Annotated in this window: 16 protein-coding genes and 1 other annotated feature; of the genes, 4 read left to right on the forward strand and 12 right to left on the reverse strand. The window is 35.5% G+C overall.

What is annotated here, in order from left to right; all coding sequences use genetic code 11:
• Nucleotides 1-43 precede the first annotated feature (43 nt).
• Nucleotides 44-706 (forward strand): TerC family protein, encoded by a 663-nt coding sequence (locus tag BFG57_RS15270; protein ID WP_069718351.1) that lies wholly within the window; start codon nt 44-46, stop codon nt 704-706.
• 102 nt (nt 707-808) lie between these two features.
• Here BFG57_RS15270 and spxA read toward each other — a convergent pair whose 3' ends face one another.
• The gene (gene spxA, locus BFG57_RS15275; RefSeq protein WP_069718352.1) at nt 809-1,204 is read right to left on the reverse strand and encodes a transcriptional regulator SpxA; all 396 of its coding nucleotides are present in this window, start codon (nt 1,202-1,204) and stop codon (nt 809-811) included.
• A 496-nt stretch (nt 1,205-1,700) separates the two neighbouring features.
• Nucleotides 1,701-2,288 (reverse strand): GNAT family N-acetyltransferase, encoded by a 588-nt coding sequence (locus tag BFG57_RS15280; protein ID WP_069718353.1) that lies wholly within the window; start codon nt 2,286-2,288, stop codon nt 1,701-1,703.
• Between the two features lie 674 nt (nt 2,289-2,962).
• Between BFG57_RS15280 and BFG57_RS15285 the strand changes: the two genes are divergently transcribed.
• The gene (locus BFG57_RS15285) at nt 2,963-3,148 is read left to right on the forward strand and encodes a hypothetical protein (protein ID WP_069718354.1); all 186 of its coding nucleotides are present in this window, start codon (nt 2,963-2,965) and stop codon (nt 3,146-3,148) included.
• Nucleotides 3,149-3,235: 87 nt separating this feature from the next.
• Here the strand turns inward: BFG57_RS15285 and BFG57_RS15290 are convergent, their stop codons facing one another.
• The 7 genes from BFG57_RS15290 to BFG57_RS15320 form a co-directional block, all read right to left on the reverse strand.
• Nucleotides 3,236-4,507: a putative glycoside hydrolase gene (locus BFG57_RS15290; RefSeq protein WP_069718355.1), complete on the reverse strand. Its 1,272-nt coding sequence runs from the start codon at nt 4,505-4,507 to the stop codon at nt 3,236-3,238.
• Between the two features lie 545 nt (nt 4,508-5,052).
• Nucleotides 5,053-5,997, reverse strand: a complete 945-nt coding sequence (locus BFG57_RS15295; protein WP_069718356.1) for an ABC transporter ATP-binding protein — start codon at nt 5,995-5,997, stop codon at nt 5,053-5,055.
• Nucleotides 5,997-7,040, reverse strand: a complete 1,044-nt coding sequence (locus BFG57_RS15300; protein ID WP_069718357.1) for an ABC transporter ATP-binding protein — start codon at nt 7,038-7,040, stop codon at nt 5,997-5,999. Before BFG57_RS15300 ends, BFG57_RS15295 begins: the two co-directional genes overlap by 1 nt.
• Before the next feature lie 14 nt (nt 7,041-7,054).
• Nucleotides 7,055-7,972 carry an ABC transporter permease gene (locus BFG57_RS15305; protein WP_069718358.1) on the reverse strand — a complete coding sequence of 306 codons (918 nt, stop codon included), beginning with the start codon at nt 7,970-7,972 and terminating at the stop codon, nt 7,055-7,057.
• Nucleotides 7,973-7,976: 4 nt separating this feature from the next.
• On the reverse strand, nt 7,977-8,909 hold the full coding sequence (locus BFG57_RS15310) for an ABC transporter permease (RefSeq protein ID WP_069718359.1): 933 nt from the start codon (nt 8,907-8,909) through the stop codon (nt 7,977-7,979).
• Between the two features lie 90 nt (nt 8,910-8,999).
• Nucleotides 9,000-10,661 (reverse strand): peptide ABC transporter substrate-binding protein, encoded by a 1,662-nt coding sequence (locus tag BFG57_RS15315; RefSeq protein ID WP_069718360.1) that lies wholly within the window; start codon nt 10,659-10,661, stop codon nt 9,000-9,002.
• 187 nt (nt 10,662-10,848) lie between these two features.
• Nucleotides 10,849-11,310, reverse strand: coding sequence for an Lrp/AsnC family transcriptional regulator (locus tag BFG57_RS15320; protein ID WP_069718361.1), 462 nt, complete (start codon nt 11,308-11,310; stop codon nt 10,849-10,851).
• 435 nt (nt 11,311-11,745) lie between these two features.
• Nucleotides 11,746-11,993, forward strand: a binding site (T-box leader).
• 75 nt (nt 11,994-12,068) lie between these two features.
• On the opposite strand from BFG57_RS15320, the gene trpS reads away from it, so the two are divergent.
• The gene (gene trpS, locus BFG57_RS15325) at nt 12,069-13,064 is read left to right on the forward strand and encodes a tryptophan--tRNA ligase (RefSeq protein WP_069718362.1); all 996 of its coding nucleotides are present in this window, start codon (nt 12,069-12,071) and stop codon (nt 13,062-13,064) included.
• A gap of 48 nt (nt 13,065-13,112) precedes the next feature.
• On the opposite strand, the gene BFG57_RS15330 is transcribed toward trpS, so the two are convergent.
• From BFG57_RS15330 to BFG57_RS15340, 3 genes are all read right to left on the reverse strand, one after another.
• A complete protein-coding gene (locus BFG57_RS15330) occupies nt 13,113-13,859 on the reverse strand; it encodes a YjbA family protein (protein ID WP_069718363.1) in 747 nt (248 codons plus the stop codon).
• An 85-nt stretch (nt 13,860-13,944) separates the two neighbouring features.
• Nucleotides 13,945-14,154, reverse strand: a complete 210-nt coding sequence (locus tag BFG57_RS15335; protein ID WP_175428373.1) for a YuzI family membrane protein — start codon at nt 14,152-14,154, stop codon at nt 13,945-13,947.
• Nucleotides 14,155-14,359: 205 nt separating this feature from the next.
• Nucleotides 14,360-15,166: a DUF2268 domain-containing putative Zn-dependent protease gene (locus tag BFG57_RS15340; protein WP_069718364.1), complete on the reverse strand. Its 807-nt coding sequence runs from the start codon at nt 15,164-15,166 to the stop codon at nt 14,360-14,362.
• A 226-nt stretch (nt 15,167-15,392) separates the two neighbouring features.
• On the opposite strand from BFG57_RS15340, the gene BFG57_RS15345 reads away from it, so the two are divergent.
• On the forward strand, nt 15,393-16,403 hold the full coding sequence (locus tag BFG57_RS15345) for an LCP family protein (RefSeq protein WP_069718365.1): 1,011 nt from the start codon (nt 15,393-15,395) through the stop codon (nt 16,401-16,403).
• Nucleotides 16,404-16,453 lie beyond the last annotated feature (50 nt).

The following is a 16,453-nucleotide window of genomic DNA, read 5'->3' on the forward strand; positions in this document are numbered from 1 at the left end:
AAGCTTCATAGCAAAAGGTTTTTTATCAAGGAGGTTTCCATCTTTGGATTTTGATCTAATTCTCCAAATCATAACGATCATTGGAATTGATATCATTCTCGGTGGTGATAATGCAATCGTAATTGCTCTCGCAAGTCGCAAGCTCCCAGAAGACAAACGACATAAAGCAATCGTGATCGGGACAGGTTTGGCTATTATTGTACGAATCTTACTTACAATTGTTGTAGTATTACTTCTTCAAATTCCTTACTTACAACTCATCGGTGCTATCTTTCTTATTTGGATCGCGATTCAATTGCTTATCCATAATGAAGATGAAACTACTCACATAAAAGGTGGTAAGACGCTATTTGAAGCGATTCGAACAATTGTACTAGCTGACCTTGTAATGGGCTTTGATAATGTTATTGCAATTGCAGGTGCAGCACATGGAGAAATTTGGCTTGTTATTACAGGGTTACTTATCTCTGTACCTATTATTATTTGGGGAAGTAAAATAATCCTACATTGTATAGAACGATTCCCCACACTTGTATACGTTGGTGCTGGCATTCTTGCTTATACAGCTAGTAAAATGATTATACACGAAAAGCAACTTCATCCATATTTCGAAAGCAACCCCACTTTCGAAACTCTCATTCCATTCATTCTTATTATTACTGTTCTTTCATTTGGAGGAATTGGAAATATTTTTGCAAAAGCTTAAAAGGAAACTTCAATAATATAATTATTTCACACTTGCAGAATAAAACTTAATCGTTGTAAAAAAAACTTCTACACAAAGATGTGTAGAAGTTTTTAATAACAACTAGTTTACAAGACGCTGTGCTTCACGAAGTTGGAAAGTACGAACCTTTCTAGGTAAGAAGCGGCGAATCTCATCTTCATTATAACCAACCTGTAAACGCTTCTCATCAATTATAATAGGTCGTCGTAGTAAACCAGGGTTTTCACTAATTAACTTAAATAGATCTTGAAGCGGCATCGTTTCTAAATTAACATTTAGTTCTTGAAAAATCTTAGAACGAGTTGATATAATCTCATCAGTTCCGTCCTCTGTCATTCGTAAAATTTCTTTCGCTTCATCGATCGTTAAATGCTCAGAGAAAATGTTTCTTTCTGTAAACGGAATTTCATGTTCTTCAAGCCATGCTCTCGCTTTTCGACAAGATGTGCAACTCGGTGATGAATATAACGTTACCATCACACACTCACTCCTTCCAAAAGATCAATATACGATAATGTTCAATAAAGAACACCTATTGTCATTACAATAAATCAAAGCTTTATGACTGATGATAATTCTAATTGAACAAGCTTTAAATTATTACCCTTATTACTTTAAAATTATTTTAAATTAAATGGATTTAAGGTACATTATACAGTAAACCCGACAAGAATGATATACATTTTTAAAATTTACATAAGTTGTACAAATCCTTAATTATTAGGTTAATATTCTCTAATTACCTCATTCATTCAAAACTTAAACATGCACACCTCACTTTTTTCATTTCATTCATATATTTACGAATTCAATTGAGAAATGGTTTCATAAAATGAGAAAAAACTTTAGATTATTGAATAAAAGAAGCTATTTTATTAGTAGTTAGAATTAGACACCCCTAATTGTTCTACTTAACCTCCTATTTAAACATCACAACCCTCTACTTTATTTATTCGAAGTAGAGGGTTGTCCTTCATAGGTTATCTAATATATTTTCTGTATTATTTTTTTGTTCATACGTGAGGACTTCATCAACATCCTGATAAGAACGACCGTAGAATTCTTTATCTCGATAAGTATGAATGGATTCATATGTTTTTTTCATACCTTCGTAAATTTTGCGTTGAATAACCTCTTCCGCTTCATCACTTGGAGACCAATATAAAATCTCCATTTGATTCACTTCATTAGTTGCTAAAGACCTTCGGCGATAACCAATTGATTGGGCATGTTCGAAACCTTCTCTTTTATAGAAACGCAATCTTTTTTCACTATCTGAATCTTCATAATCAACTGGTTCAACTTCTAATATAATTGGCTTTTGTTTCGCTTTAAGTTTATTTATTATTTTATGACCAAGACCTTGTCCACGAGCATCGCGTGATACGAATACATAGTCGACAAATAAAAAATCATCCGTTTCAACATACATGACGACATGATGAGGTCCCTCATCTTTATGATAAATATCTCCTTTTTCCTTTAACAAGGCTTCCATATGTTCCCGTGATTTCATTTCTTCTATTGGGAAGTACTGATTAAGCTTTTCATACCAATTCATTGACCTACTCCTTATAAGGTTTTTAATTATCCTCTTACAATAAATAAAATTGTATTTGTAGCATAGTGTACAAATATAGATACAGTTATATAATGAGGTAATCTTTATATAAGCTCTAAATTAGTATGTCACTCAACATAAATCCCTATGAACTATCAAGTGGTGTTAATAATTTTTCTGAGATTAAAAAACATAGCATATATGACTTTTCAATTATAAAAATGTGGCTTAAATTAGTATGAATTATGTTACACTAAATTATAGAAGAATTAGGAAGTGAGGCGCAAAAAATGCTCTATCTACTTTTACCCTTAATAGGAGTTCTTTGGTTTTTGAACCTCACTACATTTATGAAGAACTTAAAGAATGGTGACGATACTCACAACCAGAACATACTTGGGGCGATAATAACGTTTATTTTTATTTTCGTTTCAATGGTTGGATACGTTAGCACACATTAATAATCGCTAATCCCTCTTTTCATTCTGCTACTCATCACATACAATATAGAAAAGAAAGTAGCTATTCGATTTTGCAATATTAATCCAATCAATCATATGCGTTCAATTTAGTAAACCCGACCATACTTCAACCTATACTTTATAGAACAAACGATGTTTGAATTATTGTTAACAAATTATAAAGCGTTTTCATTAAATGAAGGGGTGAAACAAATGGGGGCAATGCTCTTAGACTTTACATTACTAGCTTTATTTATTGTAGGCATTACAGCTACTGTTGGTGTTATTTCAAGTGCGATTGGAATAAAAGTATTCGGACGAGGTAAAGAAAACAAACATGTCAATCAATCAAACAAAACACAAGTAGGTTGGAAAGCTGTCGGAGGCACAAAAAAATAATGTAAAATTTTCACATAATTAAATTCTTGTTCTTCTATGTAAAAAAGTAGGAGTAGCAACCTATAAAGGTGCTCTCCTACTTTTTTGTTATGGCGTATAATCTACATTTTTTGTATAGTTGTTCGCTGCATTCCAAAGCAAGTATTCGTTAATTCCTTGTTCATTTAATGCACGAATTTGTGCTTCAACTTCTTCCTTACCATAAGTTCGATAATTTCCTGAACCTAGATATGAAGCGGTAAAATCTTGAATCCATGGTCTAGAGGTTGGAGGGTTCTCTAATTCAGCTAACTTTTGTTTTTCAACCTTTGCATATTCTGTTACAAGACGGTATGGTTCTAGATCAGGCTTAGCAATGCCAAAATATGCAGTCCAGTGACTAGGATATATCATCGAAGAAATAACGTCTACATGTTGTGATATCTTCGTGAAGTTTTGACCAATTCCTGGTGCTTCAGGCAATGTTGCTGTATAACCAAAAATATCAACAGCTACATCCACATCATAATACTCAAGCTGTTCTTTCGCATATGCAACAAAATCTGTAACAGCTTTAACACGCTTTTGAACATTGTCCATTTCGATATTTTCATACTCACCCATACCATATTCAAGCGTATCATCACGATGCTCAAATCCTTCTGGGAAACGGACGTAATCAAACTGAATTTCTTTAAAACCTAATTTAGCAGCTTCAATCGCTATTTGAACGTTATGATCCCATACTTCTTTTAAGAATGGATTCACAAACGACTCTCCACGGCGATTCGTCCAAACTTGACCATCTTGTTTAAATGAAAGTTCAGGGCGCTCTTTTGGCCAAACTGAATCTTTGAAAACAACAATTCGAGCAATTGGATAAATTTCTTTTTCCTCTAAATACTCAAGTAATTTTCTCGGTTCACGAATATATGGCTTCCCATACTTATAAAATGGTGAATCTTCATCAGGAATGTATGTAAGGTTTCCCCAATCATCTTTAATATCGATTACCATTGCATTTAAATCAGTTTGTTCTGTTCTTTCGACAATTTCACCAAATTTCCTACCTGGTGTCGTTAAAGAATCCCGTTCACCATTTACATAATCAATGTAGGTTTGATAACCACCAGCAGTGTGTCCTGTTAAATACACACCCCGTACAGCGTCTGGATAGTTGAAGCTTAGACCAGAATCATAGCTGAATCGCTTCATTTGCTTTGGAAGCTCCAAAGTAGCAAGCTTTACTTGTTTCTTCCCATGCAATGTGACTGTCATAGACTCACCTTCAGCATAACTGATAGATGGCATACCTCCTAATAGAAGCACACTTACAAACATCCACATTAAGATGGTTTTCATTGCACGATGTTTCCCCATGTTTCGCCAATCTCCCATCATAATTAATTTCTTCTTTCATTATAAAACATTTTTCGACGGAAAAAAGGATAAATTGATAATTACTCCATTCATCGTAACGATTGTAGTCATAATATGTGTCATTAGTTCTATTACTCTTTTAATACACTATTCAATAGTCTTCTTTTACATACACACATTTGTTAAAACTTCAGGAAGGTCCCTTTTTACACGATGCCGAATACTACAAATAGTGTTTGCAAAATTTTAAGAAGCACTCTTATTTTTTACTTTTGAAATCAGGAATTCTTATTATAAAGTTGCATATATTTACATATGTTGTTACGTAAATAGACCTTACTATACTTGATTAGTATTAGTACCAATTTCAAGTTAAGATGACGAGAAGGTTAATCTTTCACTATTTTGAGAAAATAACTAAATTTATTGCTATAAGGACGATTGTAATGATGACATAAAATTGACATCTACACGTCAACATAAAAAAACCTATAGGTAGACAATTCGTCTACTCTATAGGGAGCATTTTTTATGATGATTAACTTTTAGTTTTTCACTTGTTTCTTATATTCTTCAAACTCAGCTTTCGTACAAGATACCCAATGTCCTGGGCTTACTTCACGAAATTCTGGTTCTTCACCATTCATTAATTTCTTATGTTCTTCTAGATCATATACTTCACGAATACGATTACGTTCGTAATCTGGATCTGGAAGTGGAATCGCAGATAATAATGATTTCGTATAAGGATGCAATGGATTTTTGTATAATTGTTCACTGGTTGTAAGTTCAACTAACTTCCCGAAATACATTACGCCAATACGGTCACTAATGTATTTAACCATCGATAAATCATGGGCAATGAACAAATACGTTAATCCTTTATCTTCTTGTAACTTCTGCATTAAGTTAACAACTTGAGCTTGAATCGAAACGTCAAGTGCAGAAATCGGTTCATCAGCAATAATGAATTCTGGATCTACAGCAAGTGCACGTGCAATTCCGATACGCTGACGTTGACCACCAGAGAATTCGTGTGGATAACGATTCGCATGCTCACGGTTAAGACCAACAGTTTCTAGCAGTTCGTATACTCTCTTCATACGCTCTGACTTCGAACTCGCAAGACCGTGAATGTCAATTCCCTCTGCAATAATATCAGCTACCGTCATTCTAGGGTTTAAAGAAGCATACGGATCTTGGAAGATCATTTGCATTTTACGATTGAATTTCTTTAATTCTGCCTTAGATTTCTTACCATGTACATCTTCACCATCAAAGATTACTTGGCCATCTGTTGCATTATATAGTCGAATAATTGTTCGACCTGTTGTTGATTTACCACAACCAGACTCTCCAACTAGACCTAACGTTTCACCACGGTAAATGTCAAATGAAATTCCATCAACAGCTTTTACAATTCCATCACCTTTTCCGAAGTGTTGTTTCAGGTTTTTAATTTCGAGCAATACCTCTTGTTTTTGCGCCATTATCGTTCACCAGCCTTCGTTTTGTATTGTTTCATACGACGCTTTACAATTTCAGGTGGCTCGACTTTCGGTGCATTCTCATGAAGTAACCATGTTGCTGCATAATGCGTATCACTAATTTTGAACATTGGTGGTTGTTGTTCAAAATCAATCTTCATTGCATACGGATTACGAGCAGCAAACGCATCACCTTTTGGTGGGTTCGTTAAATCTGGTGGTGAACCAGGAATCGCTTGAAGCATCCCTTGATCAGTATCTAAGTCTGGCATTGAAGCCAATAGTCCCCACGTATACGGATGTTGTGGATTATAGAACACATCATCTACTGTTCCCGTTTCAACAACTTTTCCACCATACATAACAGCTACACGATCTGCTACGTTTGCTACAACACCTAGATCATGTGTAATAAAGATAATCGAAGTTCCCGTCTTCTTCTGAATATCTTTCAGCAACTCAAGAATTTGTGCTTGAATCGTAACATCCAACGCCGTTGTTGGTTCATCAGCGATTAATAATTTCGGATCAGATGCAAGTGCAACTGCAATCATCGCCCGTTGTCTCATTCCACCAGAAAACTCGTGTGGATATTGATTAATACGTTTTTCTGGGCGAGGAATTCCAACAAGTTCTAATAATTCAATTGCACGGTTATGTGCATCTGCTTTAGAAACATTATTGTGTTTCAACATACTTTCAGTAATTTGGCGACCAATTTTCATCGTTGGATTTAACGATGTCATCGCATCTTGGAAAATAACACTAATATCTTTCCCACGGACTTTTTCCATTTCACGATCTGTTTTCTTAACGAGGTCTTCACCTTGAAAAAGAATTTGTCCTTCTTTAATTTCACCTGGAGGCATTGGGATCAAGCGCATGATCGACTGTGTCGTTACACTCTTACCTGATCCTGATTCACCCACGATTGCTAACGTTTCCCCTTTATTTACATGAAAGTTCACGCCACGAACAGCTTGCACTTCGCCAGCAAATGTATGGAATGATACTTTCAGATCTTTTACTTCAATTATTTTCTCCATTCATTACACTCCTTCTACTTACGTAGGCGCGGATCAAGCGCGTCACGCAAACCGTCACCAATTACGTTAAATGCGAAGATCGTTAAGCAAATAAATGTTGCTGGGAAGAACAAACGCCAAGGATAATACTGAAGTGCTGGTACACCGTCACTTGCCATCGTTCCCCAACTTGCTAATGGTGCTGGTATACCGAGTCCTAAATAACTTAAAAATGCTTCTGTAAAAATCGCACCTGGTATTGTTAATGTCATTGTAATTAAAATAGGTCCCATCGTGTTTGGGATTAAATGTTTTCTCATAACACGGCTCGTATTTGCACCTAAAGTTTGTGAAGCCATTACATATTCTTGATGTTTCAGTTGTAACACTTGTCCACGAATGATACGAGCCATATTAATCCAACCTGTAATCGTCATCGCAACAATCATCGTAGCGAGACCTGGTTCGAATACGACCATGAGTAGGATAACTAGTAGTAAATACGGTACAGCCCATAAAATATCGGCAATACGCATCATAATTTCATCTGTACGCCCACCTATGAAACCACTCAAACCACCCCAGATAACCCCGATTACTAAGTCAATCGCTGCTGCTGCAAGACCGATAAATAACGAAATTCGTGCACCTTCCCATAAACGGGTAAAGACGTCACGCCCAAGATCATCAGTCCCGAACCAATGTTCAGCAGAAGGCGGTTGATCGGCATTAATTAAGTCATTTGTTGCGTAATCATATGGTGTAAGATACGGTCCAATTATCGCCATAACTCCAATTAAAAATATTAATACGACACCTGTCATCGCTAATTTATTTTGTTTAAACCGCATCCATACATCTTTCCAAAACGATATACTTGGACGCGAGATTTTTTCCGATTCTGATGTGTTAACTCCAACTTTTTCAAACATTTCTTTTGAAATTTGTTCCATCACGTTACTCCCCCTTCTTATCCGCTAACTTGATACGCGGATCAATCAAGCTATAGGCAATATCTACAAGAAGGATTGAAACAAGTAGTAATACACTGAAGAAGACCGTTACACCCATAATAACCGAATAATCACGGTTTGAAATACTTGTTACAAAGTGCATCCCTAAGCCTGGAATACCGAAAATTTTCTCAATGACGAAACTACCTGTTAAAATCCCAGAAACTAATGGTCCCATATAGGATACTACAGGCATCATTGCGTTACGAAGCGTATGACGAATCGTAATTTCTCTTGCGTTTAGTCCTTTAGACTTTGCTGTTTTAATGTAATCATTGTTTATTACTTCTAACATGCTTGAACGTGTTAATCGAGCGATAAATGCCATCGGCGTTGAAGCCAATGCAAGTGCTGGTAACACCGTGTGCATAAACGTATCAAATCTTGCAACAGGGAATATTTGAAGTTTGATTGCAAGGAAATATTGCAGGGCAGATGCCATGATGAAGCTCGGTACGGAGATTCCCAGTACAGCAATAATCATAGCTGTATAATCTTGCCATTTATTATGCCTTAGAGCAGCTATAACACCGAGTAGAACACCAAATGCTAACGCTAAGAAGATTGCTTCCATCCCTAACATGAAAGAAACTGGAAAACCATCGTTAATCAAATCATTTACCGATTGCCCTTTATACTTAAAGGATGGACCAAAATCCCATTTTGCTACTGAAACTACATAATCGACATATTGCATATACCATGGCTTGTCTAGCCCATAATACGCCTCTAAGTTCGCTTGTATTGCTGGCGGTAACTCTTTCTCACCTGTAAATGGTGAACCTGGTGCCGCACGCATTAAAAAGAATGTTACGGTTACGATGAGCCACAGCGTAAACAACATATATAATAATCGCTTGGCAATGTACTTAAACAATATGGATGCACCTCCAATTAATAGAAAAAAGCTTTCATTCAGAAGATAAGGTATATGGGAAACCCATATACCTTATCAGTGGAATTCGAATTATTCGAAATGAGCCCACTTCAATTGTACGTCACCTAAACCAGACATAACTATACCTTTAAGGTTGTCTTCTTGTACCCAAGCATTTGTATAGAAGTAAATAGGTGCAACTGGCATTGCATCTATAAAGATTTCTTCAGCTTGCTTTAACATAGCTGTACGTTTTTCAGGATCTGTTTCAGTTTGAGATTGCTCTAATAATGAAGCAAACTCATCATCGTGCCAACGAGTATCGTTATTACCGCCTAGCTCTTTGTAAAGCTCAAGGAAGTTCATTGGATCGTTGAAGTCACCTAACCAACCCATACGACCGATTTGGTAGTCACCTTGGTGAAGTTTTTCAATGTAAACTGCCCATTCAGCATTTTCAAGTTCTACATTTACACCAAGGTTGTTCTTCCACATATCTTGAACAGCTTGTGCAATCTTTTGATGTGATTCACTTGTGTTGTATGAAAGTTTGATTTCTGGCATATCTTCAACACTGCTATAACCTAACTCTTCCATACCTTTTTGTAACAATTCTTTCGCTGTTTCAATATCATTATCTTTGAAATATCCTTGTTCGTTCTCTGGGAACATTGAAGGTGGAACAGCAGCCATCGCTGGGATTTCACCAGTTTTCGTAACGCTCTTTACAAGTGCTTCACGATCGATTGCATATGAGAATGCTTTACGGATATTTGCATTGTTAAATGGTTCTTTTTCTGTGTGGAACTTGTACCAGTAAGTACCTGCAGTTGGTTTAATATTTAATTTCCCTTCTTTTTCTAAAGAAGGAACTGCTTCTGAAGGTAATGAACCGAAGTTATCTCCAGCCCAAGTAAGTTGTCCACTTTTAAACATGTTTAACTCTGTGTTTTCATCATTAATCATAGAGAACTCAATACGCTCTAACTTAACAGTATCTTTATCCCAATAATTTTCATTTGGCTCAAGAACGATTGTATCGTTATGACTCCACTCAGTCATCTTGAATGGACCATTAGATGTATAAAGCTCACCAGCATCTGTGTACCATTTGTCATTTTCTTTCGCGATTTTACTATTAACCGGGAAATAAGTATAGAAAGCTGTTAACTCTAAGATGTAAGGTGTTGGGTTTTCTAATTCCACTTGTAACGTTTTCTCATCTACTGCAGTAACACCAACTTCATCAGTTGAAACTTCACCAGCATTTGCTTGTGCAGCATTTTTCAAATAGTAAAGTTGGTATGCATATTGTGCATCGTTTGCAGGATCAAGTGCCCATTTCCAAGCAAATTCAAAATCATTTGCTGTTACAGGGTCACCATTAGACCATTTTGCATCATCACGAATTGTGAATGTGTATGTTTTTAAATCTTCAGAAGTTTTGATTTCTGAAGCCATAGCTGGTTGTGGTTTACCTGATTCATCGATACGTGTTAAACCTTCAAACGTTTGTAACAATACATTACCTGAAGTTGAATCGTTCGCTAAACTTGGGTTCAGTGAGAACGGCTCAGAAGTAATATTTGCACGGAATACTTGTTCAACAGCTTCAGTAGTAGGTTCTGTTGTTCCTTCATCAGTTCCTTCACCAGCTCCAGGTGTTGCTTCGTTACCGCCACCAGTACATGCTGTAAGTACTAGTGAGAACGCAAGCAATAAACTAAATAATACGGATAAACGTTTCTTCATACATGCTTCCCCCTTGAAAATCTTTAATATTTGTTAAATCTGAAACCCTCAACATTATCCTTTTGAGTAACAACCACCTCCTTAAAGTTTGTCCAATAATTTGACATTATTACCCCTTAAATAGTTAAGCAATATCCAATCGAAAGATTAACGAGAAGATTCTGATAATTTAACTTATAAGTTATAATTACTCATTTGATAACTCAATATATGAGAAAGAATCCTTGTAATCTTTCAATTCTAGGAAAACATCAGACTTCTCAATTCCATTTACTTTTGACAAATAGTGGTCTGTAAATTCAACCAATTTTTCATTACTTGAAAAATAAGCTTGAATCATTATATCGTATTTCCCTGCAAATGCTCCCACAAATCTTACTTCTTTAAAACTTGCTAATTCTTCAGCTACATGGTCACGGAAACCAATCTTCGTAATAATCCCAATGATAGCTTGAACATGTAGACCAATCTTATTCGGATTTGTATGTATGACAAATTCAAACACACCATTTTCAAGCATACGATTAATGCGAAAGCGCACTTTACCTTCGCTTATTCCATATTCCTTGGCAATGTCTGTGTACGGCCTACGTCCATCTTCCTGTAATGATTGCAATATTCGTAAATCTGTTTCGTCTAATTTAAGCAATCTTATCATTCCCCTGCGAAAAACGTAAAAACTACACAAAACTTTAAAGAATCTTTAATAAAATAATAATCTAATTATACACACATTAATTACGGATTTTCAATAAAAATTTTTGTAGTAATGCTTTACTACAGCATTGTGACGAAATAGAAGTAGCATAAAAGCATGATAGTAAACGGTTTCGAAATTCGAAATATTTGATGCGAATTTTGTAAAAACATGAATAAATATTCATGTTTCATTTCAAAAAATCCCCCTTACATTGCTCTAGTTCAACTATAAGAGTAGGAACAACACATTCGTATTACATTTTTTTCATTTAATTTAATATATTGTAAATAATTATACATGATAACATGTGAACTAGAAATATTTATTTATCACTATTTGTAAATTAAAACATTTTTAAGTATAATGTTTTAAAGCTTAAATAACTTACGTGCAATGAGAAAGAATAGTACATTTTATTATCGTTTCATAGAGAGCTTGTGGTTGGTGCGAACAAGTAGCGATATAGAATGGAATGGACTTTTGAGCACTCAATCTGAACATGTATTACTTACATCAGTAGGAATTGACGTGAATGTCTACACGATATCATAGACTCAGTTTTCAACTGGTATTAAGTGATTTCTTTCTTTAAGAAATAATTAGGGTGGCACCACGGTCCATTCGTCCCTAGCAACATTGGGGATGAATGGGCTTTTTTCGTCTTAATAAGCGAATATTAACAATTAAATTTATTGGAGTGATGGATAATGAGCAAAATATTCTCAGGTATTCAACCAAGTGGTACATTAACATTAGGAAATTATCTTGGAGCGATGAAAAACTTTGTTGATATGCAAGATGGAAATGAGTGTTTTTTCTGTATTGTTGATCAACATGCAATTACAGTTCCACAAGATCGTTTAGCTTTGCGTGAAAATAGCCGTTCTCTTGCTGCACTTTATTTAGCAGCAGGCATTGATCCAGATAAGTCAACGGTATTTATTCAATCAGAAGTTCCAGCTCACGCTCAGTTAGCTTGGATTTTACAATGCACAAGTTATATCGGCGAATTAGAGCGTATGACTCAATTCAAAGATAAGTCATTAAAGCAAAAAGAAGGTGGAGTTTCTGCTGGTTTACTTACTTATCCACCGCTTATGGCTGCTGATATTTTACTTTATAATACTGATATCGTACCTGTCGGTGAAGATCAAAAACAACACCTTGAGCTAACGAGAAATTTGGCAGAACGCTTTAACAACCGTTATTATGAAGTTTTCAAAGTACCAGAAGTTCAAATTCCTAAAGTTGGTGCACGTATTATGTCACTTACTGATCCAACGAAGAAGATGAGCAAATCTGACGACAATAAAAAAGCTTTCATCTCGATGTTAGATGATGAAAAGCAAATTATGAAAAAGGTAAAAAGTGCGGTAACCGATTCAGAAGGGATCGTACGATATGACAAGGAAAACAAACCGGGTGTTTCAAACCTATTAACTATTTATTCAATTTGTGCAAATCGCTCAATCGAAGAATTAGTAGAAGCCTATAAGGATAAAGGTTATGGTGAGTTTAAAACAGATACTGCTGAAGCAATCATTAATGTCCTTAAGCCAATTCAAGAACGTTATCATCAGTTAATGGAATCAGAAAAACTCGACGATATTTTAGATGAAGGTGCAGAACGAGCTAACCGCGCTGCTTCAAAGACACTCCAAAAAGCAATGAATGCTGTTGGATTAGTACGTAAACGTAGATAAAATCAAATTCTCAAGACATATTAAAAGCAGCCGAAATAACGGCTGCTTTTAATTAACCTTTTGTCCATTTTCAAGCTCCCAAAGTTTTTCAAAAAAAGGTTGACCTTTTATTAATCCTTCACATATTAATTCATGACGGTTTGTCCAACCAAGTTTCATTTCTTCGTAGAGCTTTCTCCAAATCTGTTCAAATTTCATCACTTGTACTTCATGATATTTCTCTGGATTCCACTCTGTATACCAATATCGAATTTGTGCAGGATTTTCTGATGCTTTTATTTGGTCAAGTGCCATGAACAATAACTGCTTTAATTGTCGTTCCTTACGTGTAAGGCCGTTCATCACAAGTGGTTCAGGAGAAAGAATATGATGCTCTTTCATCATTTCTTCCTTCGAAAATACATATTCTGTGAACGGCTCATTTTCAACCATTTCATACACAAGACGTTCCTGCCTCGGAATAAGGCGGCTTTTTCGAATAGGAAGTGTATACCCTATCGTATCAACCGCAAGAATATCGTTCCCATCAGTTAGTATGAAACAATATTCAAGTTGAATTCGCTCATGGTTTCGCCGTACATAACTTTTCTGAAATACATCATCTAACAAATTTTTAGGTATCTCGGCTAAATCATTTTCTATGTAACGAAATAATGGTGTGTTTACTTTCAATAAGGGTGCTTGATCAAGGAGTTCGACGGTATCGGTTTTTCTCCATTCATGGAAAGAACAAACATTATAACCGTTCTCTTCGCCTTCAAACCAATTGACCCATACGTCATGCAAATATAACATGCTCATTCCCCTCACTTCATCAGTATGTATCCTACAGTATGTCCGCTCTTGAGTAATTTATTCCATGTAAAGAAACGATTACATTTTACTGCTTAGATAACGGCCAATATATACTAAGCCATATGAGCAACATACCGATAGGAAGCAAGGAACACTCCACCCTTTGACTCGTAAATCGAATATACTCCCCTACACCGTGACCGATTGTAAGCATATTCAAATAAATAATTGCACTAACTCCACCCGATACTGCAAGTCCAAACCCAATTAAAAAAAAGAATAGCCTAAAAATCATATGCCATCCCAAATCTTATATCTAATATCTTGCTCCACCTTTTCATTCCATCACCGCTTGTCCTTTTTCTATCATTGTATGCGGAGTATAAGTGAATATGATTAACAGATGAAGCATACCTTTATCGTTGGGTGACAAGAACAATAATTGACTTGCCACCACTTAATGAATTCATTTAATAAGAAGTCACGATGAAAGTGGACTACTATTCCCAGCCGATTTGTTCTAAAAACTTCTTTTTTGGAATGTTAGGTAAATCTTTTGCTTGTGTGTGATGTTTGTCTACATAGTTCTTAACGATCTGAAACCCAAGAAAATATCCTAGCCATTTTGGAACCCCTTTTCCTCCATATAAAAGATTTCGAGTAGACGGATTATAACGTTCTTTTTCATATCCTTTTATATATTTATTCCATAATTGTTCACTATCTTTCTCTTTATATAATGAGGTCCACGGTGCTAGTGCTTGTTTTCCGAAACGTTCTAACACTGCACATTCTGCCATACCTTCCATTAACATTACGTCTGTCACTGTTTCTGGGTTACCTTTTTTCTTTATATAAAACGTATGATGGTATTCATGAGTTAGTAATGATTTTATTTCAGTTTCATCGTTACGTGAACTAACGAATAGGAAGACTGCTTTTGAATATGAAAGACCACTTTTACCCTTAAAAAATTGTTGAATTAAGCGAATATTATGATCAGAGGGGAATATATACACTTGAACACTTGGTCCCTGCCACTCTTTTTTTAGTTTTTCATAATCAGTATGAATGATGGACCAATAATCTTTTTTTATTAGTTCACTAACTTCACTTTGAACATTTGTCCGATGTGTGAACATTCCATGATGATTTAGATGGCGTTGAATTTCAATATGGCTCGCATCTGTGAAAAGATCATCAATTGGCTCAATGATTTTATCTAAATAAAGTTGTTTACGATTGAATGTTTGACGCCATCTTTTGACATATTCTTGCAACCATTTATCAGTTCGCTGGACGGACATCTGCTTCACATCCTCTCTTAACGACTAATTTATGTTAAAATATAAGAAAAGGTGTGCCCAATCAAATGTGGGAACGCCTTAAGATTACTATTAAACTACTAAACAAGCATTATGTTCATTCGTGACGGTTCGACAAGTAATATTGAATTTTTCTAAAAAACTCTTTACGAATACATAATTTGGCGGTAAATTAGTGTTTGGACTATTAGAAAGGGTGAAACATAGGATGGCATCAACAAGAATTGTTCGCCGTAAGAAACGGAAGAACAAGAAAAAGTTCCGCTTACTCCTCTTTTTTATATTATTTTTTGGTACAGCAATTGGCTACAGTGCTTACGAATTTAATGTAGGAGCTAGAGGCAATGATGATGATATTAATTCAGAGGTCCCAGAAGTAGAAGAACCTGAATTCAAAGGTTCCGAAAACGAATTCGGTAAGACAAACATATTACTACTAGGTACTGATACTACGTCAGCTAAAGGCGGTCGTACAGATACAATAATGATTGCACAATACGATCCTGAAAATGGAACAGCAAAGCTTGCATCAATTATGCGAGATAGCTACGTATCCATTCCAGGTTATGGTTATAACAAAATGAATACGGCGTATGTATTTGGTGGAGCTGAACTCGTTCGACAAACGATTAAAGAAAACTTTAATATTGATGTACAATATTACGCTCTTGTAAACTTTGATGGATTTACAGAAATTGTTGATGAATTGGCTCCTAAAGGTATCGATATTGATGTTGAAAAATCAATGAACTACGTTGACAGAGCAGGTGGACTATACATTGACTTACAAGAAGGACAACAAAAATTAGATGGAGAGCAATTACTTCATTACGCTCGCTTCCGCCACGATTCAGAAAGTGATTTCGGTCGTGTCCGTCGTCAACAACAAGTGATTGAAGCTGTTAAGGATGAACTTATTAGTGTTAAAGGTGTATTAAAACTTCCTAGAATGCTAGGTATGATTCAACCGTACTTAAAAACTGATATTTCTGAAGTTGAAATGCTCGGTTTAGGTAAAGACTTTCTCTTAAATACGCCTGATAATATTGAAACGTTACGTATCCCTATTGATGGAACATATTCGAATTCATATTATGAACATGCTGGTTCAGTTCTCGCACTTGATGAATCAGAAAATCGCCAAGCACTTGACGAATTTTTCAACAGTGATAACACACAAACAGCTATCAATGATGCAGAAGACGAACCGAATAGTTAATATGAAACCTACGCCTCATATATATTGAAGCGTGGGTTTTTACTTATACT

Origin of the sequence: Bacillus solimangrovi (assembly GCF_001742425.1) — a bacterium.
In the GTDB taxonomy this organism is placed as follows: domain Bacteria; phylum Bacillota; class Bacilli; order Bacillales; family Bacillaceae_N; genus Bacillus_AV; species Bacillus_AV solimangrovi.